Raw genomic sequence first — 9,429 nt, 5'->3', positions numbered from 1 at the left:
CCTCTGCCGTCACCGTGTATTCACCTTCGGCTAAATCAGTTGGTGCATCAATGCTCCATACACCACCCGTTACCGTCGTATCAACAGTCGTAATATTCCCCAAACTGTCTTCAAACGTTAAGCTAATGATTGTGCCATCTGCCGCATCGCTTGTACCATTGATGGTTGGGGTGGTGTCGTTGGTATCAAGCAATGCATTAATACTAATGCTTGGGGCCGTGGTGTTGAGTGTTGCGGTTTCACTTAATGCAGTGGTATTACCGGCGTTATCGCTAACGCTAGCTTCAATGGTGAGCTCACCATCGCTCAGTGCATTCGGTACATCCGCTGACCAACTGCCATCAGCTTGTACTGTCGCGGTGAACGTTTCTGTTGTGGTGCCATCACTCACGCTGATGCTAATAACAGTCCCCGCTGGCGCATTGGTACTTCCGCTGATTGCTGGGGTGCTGTCGTTCGTTGCGCCCACGGTATCAAGCACAAGCGTTGGCGCGAGGCTATCAATGGTGCCCGATTGCACGGCACTATCGGTGTTACCTGCGGCATCGGTAATGCTGGCTTGCACACTGTAGCTGCCCTCTGGTAATTCAGGGCTGGTTGCTTGCCAGTTGCCGTTCGCATCGACTGTGGCTGTAATTGGTGTTTCATCGCCGTTACTGTCGGTGATAACAATATTCACAACGGTGCCTTCAGGCTCTGTTGAGGTACCACTAATCATTGGGGTGCTGTCGTTGCCTAAGCCCAATGCATCAACGGTGATAACGGGTGTAATGGTATCTACATTACCACTGCTGTTCGCGGTGGTGTCGTTGCCTGCAGCATCGGTAATACTCGCGGTTACAGTAAAGTCTCCTTGCGCAAGCGCACTTGGAATTTCAATGTCCCAGTGACCATCACTTTCAACGGTGGTGGTAATGGTTTGCACAGCCCCTTCGCTGTCGGTGATGATGAGTGTAACGGTGCCGCCAATTTCATTACTGGTGCCTTGTAATGTCGGTGTTAAGTCGTTTACATCGCCAACAGTTTGGATAGTTAATGTCGGTGCTTGCGTATCTAATGTAATTGTATCTGTAACTGTTGTCGTATTTCCTGCTTCATCAGACACACTCACTTCGATGGTGTTATCACCTTCATTTAAATCTGTTTGTGGAGTTACTTCCCAGTTACCATTTGTATCTACTGTGGTGGTAAGTATTTGTTCAACCCCGTTTTCATCGGTAATAACAACCGTGATACTGGTACCAACTTCTGCATCACTAGTACCTGAAATGGTAGGTGTTGAGTCGTTAGTTACAGTATCAAAGACAACTGTTAAGCTAGGCCCTGATGTATCTATGTTGCCTGTAGCCGTATCTGAAGCGCTATTTCCTGCAGCATCAGATACTTCAGCTTCTACAGAGTAATCGCCCGAGGCCAACTCTTGAGAAAGTTCAATACTCCAATTACCTTCTACATCTGTTGTAGTGCTAAATGTGCGAACAACCCCTTGAGAATCAGTAACCGTTAAATTTATAACTGTGCCTGCAACTACGTCTGCTGTGTTACCAGAAATAACTGGGGTTGTATCATTACTTGTATCTAGTTCATTTACTTGTATGGTTGGAGGCGTAATATCAATTACAGCATCAAGCTCTGCACTAGCCGTTCCACCACCTATGTCTGTTACTGTTGCACTAATTAAAATGGTGCCTTCAGCTAAATCTACAGGCGGAGTAACACTCCAAAGACCGTTTTCATCAACAACTGTGGTTAAAGTAATTGTTGCACCCGCTGAGTCAGTGATCTGAACTTCAACCGAGGAGCCAACTTGTGCATTAAAAGTATCACCATTTATTTGAGGTGTTTGATCGTTAGTTTCGCCAATAATATCAATGGTGATAGTCAATGCGCTTGTATCGATTGTACCTAAAGCACTTGCTGTGCCTTCATTACCAGCGCTATCACTGATACTTGCATCTACAGAGTAGGTCCCTTCTGCTAAAGCCGCTGACACTTCTGCTGTCCAACTCCCGTCTGCAATTACTTGTGCTGTAATTGTTTGTACTGCACCATTAGCATCAGTCACAGTTAGAGTAATAGTTGAACCAGCAGTCTCCCCACTAGCTGTGCCTGAAATGGTCGGTGTTGTATCACTCGTATCGCCTAGCGCATTAATAGTAACTATTGGCGCTGTGGTATCAACTTCGCCTGTTGTTGTTGCGGTTGTTTCATTGCCCGCTGTATCTGTAACCGATACCTCAACCGTAAATTCGCCTTCGCTTAATTCATTTGGTACATCCACACTAAAGGTGCCATCGGCTTGTACTTCAGTAGTAATTATTTGTGGATTACCAGCTTCATCAGTGACCGTAATAGTAACTAACGTGCCCTCAGGCTCGCCAGTAGAGGTGCCTGAAATAGTTGGGGTGGTGTCGTTAGTATCAGCCAGTGCGTCTATCGTGATCACCGGTGCTGAAGTATCAACTTCGCCCGTTGTTGTTGCGGTAGTTTCATTACCTGCAGTATCAGTAACCGATACCTCAACCGTAAATTCGCCTTCGCTTAATTCGTTCGGTACATCCGCACTAAAGGTGCCATCGGCTTGCACTTCAGTGGTGATGGTTTGCGGGTTACCAGCATCATCAGTGACTGTAATTGTAACAACAGTGCCCTCCGGCTCGCCCGTTGCTGTACCTGAAATAGTTGGGGTGGTGTCGTTAGTATCAGCCAGTACGTCTATCGTGATCACCGGTGCTGAAGTATCAACTTCTCCCGTTGTTGTTGCTGTGGTTTCATTGCCCGCAGTATCAGTAACCGATACTTCAACCGTAAATTCACCTTCACTTAATTCGTTCGGTACATCCGCACTAAAGGTGCCATCAGCTTGCACTTCAGTGGTAATTATTTGTGGGTTACCAGCTTCATCAGTGACCGTAATAGTAACTAATGTGCCCTCAGGCTCACCCGTTGCGGTGCCTGAAATGGTTGGGGTGGTGTCGTTAATATCACCTAAGGGGTCAATAATAACTGTTGGCGCGGCAGTATCAACTTCGCCTGTTGTTGTTGCGGTAGTTTCATTGCCTGCAGTATCTGTAACCGATACCTCAACCGTAAATTCGCCTTCGCTTAATTCATTTGGTACATCCACACTAAAGGTGCCATCGGCTTGCACTTCAGTGGTGATGGTTTGCGGATTACCCGCGTCATCAGTTACCGTAATAGTAACAACGGTGCCCTCTGGCTCGCCCGTTGCTGTGCCAGAAATTGTCGGTGTGGTGTCGTTGCTATTTGCCAGTGGATCAATCGTAATAGCAGGAGCTGAGGTATCAATAGTACCCGTTGTTACTTCTGTACTTACGTTACCAGCAGTATCAGTGATTGATACGTCTACGCTGTATTCGCCTTCACTTAATTCATCTGGTACATCAACAGTGAAAGTGCCGTCAGCGAGTACTTCTGTAGTGATGGTTTGTGGGTTACCAGCGTCATCAGTCACGGTAATAGTAACAACTGTGCCTTCTGGCTCGCCAGTTGCGGTGCCTGAAATAGTCGGTGTTGTATCGTTGCTATCAGCGAGTGCATCAATCGTAATAGTTGGTGCGGTATTATCGATAGTTCCTGTGCTGAAGTTTCACTTTGGTTACCTGCTTCATCGCTAACGATGGCATTAACGCTAAAGTCACCTTCAACTAACTCATTAATAGCATCAGCTGTCCAGCTACCATCAGCTAGCGTTTGTGTTGTAATTGTTTGTGTATTACCACCAGCATCTGTCAATGTTAACGTAACCGTTGTTCCAGCTGGCACATTTTGTACGGAACCTGAAATTGTTGGAGTAGTATCGGCGCTATCTGGGATTGTATTAATTGCTATAATTGGAGCTGATAAATCAATTGTTCCAGTACCAGTATCGCTTGCTTCATTACCTGCAGCGTCTGTTACTGTTGCCGTAATTGTAAATTCGCCTTCAGCAACAGCTTGGGTTGCCCCAACTTGCCAAGTTCCATCTTCTGACACAACCGCCGTCAATGTTTGAGACTCACCATTTGCATCAGTAACTAAAACACTAACAAGGCTACCCGGAGCTACATCACTCGTTGTTCCGCTAAATGTAGGCGTTGTATCGTTTGAATCAGCAAAGTCATTTACTGCAACTAAAGGAGGGGTGGTATCAACTGAGCCTAATTGTGAATCTTGAGCTGCGTTACCTGCATTATCAGATACATTAGCTGTTACTGTAAAATCCCCCTCACTTAAAGCAGTTGGAACCTCAATACTCCAAGTACCATCAGCACTTATAGTAGTAACTAACTGTTGCTCAGCCCCTAGACTATCGGTAACAATTAAAATTACTTCACTCCCAGATGCTAAACCTTGGGTAGAGCCGGTAAGAATAGGTGTTGTATCGTTTGTATCTGCAATATTGTTAATAGTCACACTTGGTGCGGTTAAATCGACCGAACCTGTAACGGTTGCCGTACTGCTATTGCCTGCAGTATCGCTAACACTTGCTGTTACTGTGAAATCACCTTCACTGAGATCTGCAATAATATCCGCTGTATATGTACCATCTGTATTCGTAATTGTTGTAAGTGTTTGTTCATTGCCTTCACTGTCAGTTATTACTAATGTAACTTCGGTCCCTGCTGGTACATCAATTACATTACCGCTTACAGATGGGGTTACATCATTCGTATCCTCAATAGGATTTATCGTGATTGCCGGATCGGTTAAATCAATCTCTCCAGTTTCACTTGCAGAAGCTGTATTACCCGCAGCATCAGTTACAGTTGCAACCACACTAAACTGACCTTCAACCAATTCATTACTTGCCTCAACTGACCAACTTCCGTCAGCACCAGTAACTACTTGGACGGTTTCTGCTACGCCATCGCTTCCTGTAAATGTAACGGTTACTAACGCACCAGGTTCTACGTCTTGTGTAGAGCCGCTAATTGTAGGTGTTGTATCGTTAGTATCAATAATAAAATTAATACTTACAGTTAAATCAACATTACCTACTGCACTTGCTTGCGCTTCATTACCCGAGTCATCTATAACAGCAGCAACTACAGTAAAGTCGCCCTCCGGTAGAGGAGTTGTTACTTGTGCAGTCCACGAACCATCTTCTTGCGTCACTGCAAGTAATGTAAATGTACTCCCATCGCTTGCCGTAATAGTTAAAGTAATGGTTGTACCTGCAGGCACATTACCGGTGTTACCACTTAAAAATGGAGTGGTATCGTTAGTATTAGCAATTGCATCGATTTGAATTGAAATAGGAGCAAACGTTATTTCGCCGTTTGTTTGCGCAGTAGCCTCATTACCTGCTGCATCGGTTACTGACGCAGTTGCTGTAAACTCACCACCTGGCAAGATTTCATTAGCATCAACACTCCATGTACCATCTCCATTTAATAAAGTAGTTAAAGTTTGTACGCTACCGTTTATAGCGGTTACTAATACTGTAATTACAGAGCCCGCTGGAGCGTCTTCTACCCTACCTACAAATGTTGGTGTAGTATCGTTAGTATCAGCAATTGCAGTAACGGTAATATCTGGATTTGTTAAATCAACAACACCTTGGTTATTTGCTTGGGCTTGATTACCTGCAGCATCGCTTACACTTGCATCAACCTCAAACAGCCCTTCAGCTAATGGCGTAGTTACATCAATAGACCAATCACCATCAGCGTTAGTTTGGGTTAATAATGTTTGAGCTTGACCATTAAAATCGGTAATAACCACACTAATAATAGAGCCAGCAGGTACATCTTGTGCGTTACCTGTAATCGTTGGCGTGGTGTCTTGAGTGTCGTTAATATTATTAATTTGTACCGTAGGCGCCGTTAAATCAATTACTCCTGAATCACTTGCTAATGCTGAGTTTCCTACACTGTCGCTTACTTGTGCATCAACAGTAAAATCACCTTCAGGTAAAGGAGTCCCAACTTCTACACTCCAGCTTCCATCGGCTTGAGTAACTGCTGTTAAGGTTTGTATTTGCCCTGCACTATCTGTAACAGTAATTGTTACTTGCGTGCCCTCAGGAACCCCATTTGTTGTTCCAACAAGTGGTGGTGTTACATTATTTGTTTCATCAGTTACATTTACTGTGATTACCGGAGCAGTTAAATCTATATTCGCTAAAGCTTGGTCTATAGCTTGATTTCCAGCGGCATCAATCGCCACTGCACTTACATTAAACTCTCCTTCAGATAAAGGTGAGGTAGTAGTAATAACCCAATTTCCTAGCGCATCTACTTGAGTAACAATTGTTTGTACCGTACCTGCACTATCCGTTAACGTAACTGACACATTATCACCAGTGTTCAACCCAGATACAGTCCCTGTTATTGTCACGGTTTGCGAAGCAGAATCGGCAACAGGATCAATCGCAATAAGCGGAGCTGTTGTATCAATTTCTATAGAAATAGTGTCGTTTATAGGGTTGCCAACAGGATCTGTTGCTTCAACAACAACGGTCACAGGGCCATCAGCAACTGGAGTCGGTAAGGTTATTTCAAAGGTACCATCAGGGCCAATTACAACACTAACTACTTGAGAATTTCCATCAATATCAGTTACCGTTACATTAACTGTTTCGCCAATTAAGTTTTCGCTCGTACCAGTAATTGTTGGTTGTGATGAATTGGTAACACCCAGCTCATTAAGTGAAATAGAAGCCGAAGTTGCATCAGGCACAATCCCATCAGAGGTATCTCTTAAATTAAAAGCTTCAGTAGCGCTTTGATCAAAAGATGAATCAAAAGTAACACTACTAGGATCAACGCTTTCAGAAATTCGGGTTAACTGTACAAACGAACTGCCTCCATCTGCACCAGCAGCGTTGCCGCCACCAGCAGCTGTTGCCTCTAAATTATCTAAAATGTCCCCATCACCCTCCAATGCATCTAAAAAGTCTGTTACATCTGAATTAGCTGCTGTTGATAAGTCTTGTTCTGTACCTAAATCTAAGCTTGCGATTGCTTCATCTAAACTTTCATCAAAAACAGTTGTTTCGCTAGCGTCTCTAGCTTCTTTAGCTAATAGGTCTGGTGTTATTTTTACCTTTTGATTTGCGGGTATAGATAAGGTTTCACCTTGCACATCTATTTGTAACGACGACTTAATAGCAGTAACAACTAAATCACCTACAGTAATAATGTCACCCACGTTTAAGGCTCTTACCGATCCATCATCTAACACAACACCCGCCGAACCCTGAATATCAATAACTACAAGTTGATTTGCTTCCATTTAGGTACCCTCAAACTTTTTAAAATAACAATCTAATAAGTTAAAGGTAGAACAAAAAAAGCACCAAGGGACTATGTTAATCGGATTAGCGATTACAGCCGTAACTTTATCAAACTACGTGCATGCAAACGAACAATCAGCAATGCCACTTACCTACGTTTCAAGTAAAGCGATTGAAAACAATCCTGAAGTACAAGAAGCATGGCATGCTTTTAAATCTTCTATTTATGGAGTGGATGCTGCCCGTTCAGGTTATTTACCAAGTGTTGATGTATCAGCAAGTGCAGGATATGAAAGAAGAAATTACGGTATTGAAGAAGAATATAACCGTAATACAGCCGAATTAAGCGTTACTCAAATGCTTTATGACGGTTTTAGAACATCTAATACAGTTGACCGTTTTAAACGTATTCAACTTATTAGGTACTTTGAGCTTATTTCTCAAACAGAACAAACAGCACTTGAAGCCTCGATTGCACTACTTGACGTACAAAAATTCAAAGAGTTAGTACAACTTGCAGAAGCTAATTTACAAGAGCACGAGTCTGTATACCAACAAATAGAGCAAAGCGTAGGCGCCGGTGTAGCGCGCGCAGCAGACCTAGAACAAATTAGTGGCCGTTTATCTCTAGCGCAATCTAATGTATTAACGGAGTACTCAAATTTACATGATGTAAGCGCTCGCTACCTAAGGGTTGTAGGTGAGCTGCCTATGAACGATATAAAGCAAGCTGACCTTGATGAAAACAATATACCAATTTCGGTTAACCAAGCGCTAGACGTCGCCTACAAAAACAGCCCTTCATTTTATGCCTCTTTGTATAATATTGAAGCGCAAAAAGCGAACGCCAAAGCACAAAAAGCAGCCTTTCATCCTAACGTAGATTTATCTGCCCGCTACGGTAGCCAAGATAGAGATGAGCTTGGTCAAAATGAAACCAGAACAGAAGCGCGAGTCGGCATAGATATTAGTTATAACTTGTATAACGGTGGTCTTGATAGTGCTAATTTAGAACAAGCTTATCAAGATATAAATATTGCAAAATATCAACGAGATCAAGCCTGTATTGATATTCGTCAAAGCCTGCAAATTGCCTACTACAACGTCACTATTCTAGAGCAAAAGTTACCGGCGCTTAACCAACACCGCGAATCATCAACTAAAGTTAAAATTGCATACAAAGATCAATTTGATATAGGCCAGCGAACTCTACTAGACGTACTTGATGCCGAAAACGAATCGTTCCAATCAACACGTTCATACATAGTAGCACTATACGACCGCCAATCGGCTATTTTAACTATGCTAAAAGAAATGGGGAAATTATTGCCAGCACTTGACGTAATGTCAGGTAAATACCCTACATTAAAAGAGCTAACTGACGATCCTATAGTGCATAACGCACAAAATATTTGTCCGAGTTACGATGTAGCAACCACCTTTAGCCGAAAAGCATTTCTACAAAAAAAAGCAAAGCAAGATAATGCCTACATGAGTGTAACCGCTATGCCAAGGTACTTAGATATACCGTTGGAAACCGACACTACACCAAGTAACTTTACAGATGATGATGGTGACGGCGTACCAAACGAGCAAGACACTTGCCCAAGCACACCTTTAAGTACAAATGTAGATTTATCTGGTTGTACAATTTACAGCGCATCAACCTCGAATATAGAGATTGGTATCCCTTTTTCTGCTGACTCAAGCGATGTAAGGTCTCAATATATTCAAGAAATTAGTAGGCTTGCTGACTTTTTAAAAGAAAATCCAAATAAGCGGGTTGAAATACAAGGCCATGCTTCTCTAGATGGAGATCGGAAATATAACCGTAAATTATCTGAAAAACGTGCGTTTGCCGTTGCTGAAATTCTAATTAAGCAATTCGATGTAGAACCTAAACGTGTTAAATCGTTTGGGTACGGTATTGATCAACCTCGAGTAAACGAAATATCAGTAAGAGCTAATGCTGCGAATCGACGTATCGAAGCCGTAATTACTGATAGTTAAGTCAATTAACGTTATGTAAATAACCTAAACTCAGCTTGAAATATTTAGGCTAAATTTATTTCTCGAATTTAGGTTTTGTAGTAATACCAATCTGCTTATATATGGGGTCTATTTAACGTTAAGAAAATTACGCTAGAACTAGGCAAAAATTTTTATATCTAGTTGTTCTAAATAAAAAA

3 protein-coding genes are annotated in these 9,429 nt (G+C 42.7%); 1 reads left to right on the top strand and 2 read right to left on the bottom strand.

Annotated elements, in window-relative coordinates:
• The coding region (locus L656_RS0109040; RefSeq protein WP_241763426.1) for a beta strand repeat-containing protein at positions 1-3,565 on the bottom strand (3,565 nt) is incomplete at its 3' end.
• Entirely contained in the window at positions 3,472-7,239 is a 3,768-nt protein-coding gene (locus L656_RS1000000122595; RefSeq protein WP_024598966.1) for a beta strand repeat-containing protein, read from the bottom strand. The genes L656_RS1000000122595 and L656_RS0109040, both read right to left, overlap by 94 nt.
• A gap of 73 nt (positions 7,240-7,312) precedes the next feature.
• Here L656_RS1000000122595 and L656_RS01000000122090 point away from each other — a divergent pair, with 73 nt between their 5' ends.
• A complete protein-coding gene (locus L656_RS01000000122090) occupies positions 7,313-9,250 on the top strand; it encodes a TolC family outer membrane protein (protein WP_024598965.1) in 1,938 nt (645 codons plus the stop codon).
• Positions 9,251-9,429: the final 179 nt, after the last annotated feature.

Origin of the sequence: Pseudoalteromonas sp. TAE56 (assembly GCF_000497955.1) — a bacterium.
Taxonomy (GTDB): Bacteria; Pseudomonadota; Gammaproteobacteria; order Enterobacterales; family Alteromonadaceae; genus Pseudoalteromonas.
Note: the sequence above shows the minus strand (reverse complement) of the source record. Positions and strands in the feature narration are given on the sequence as shown.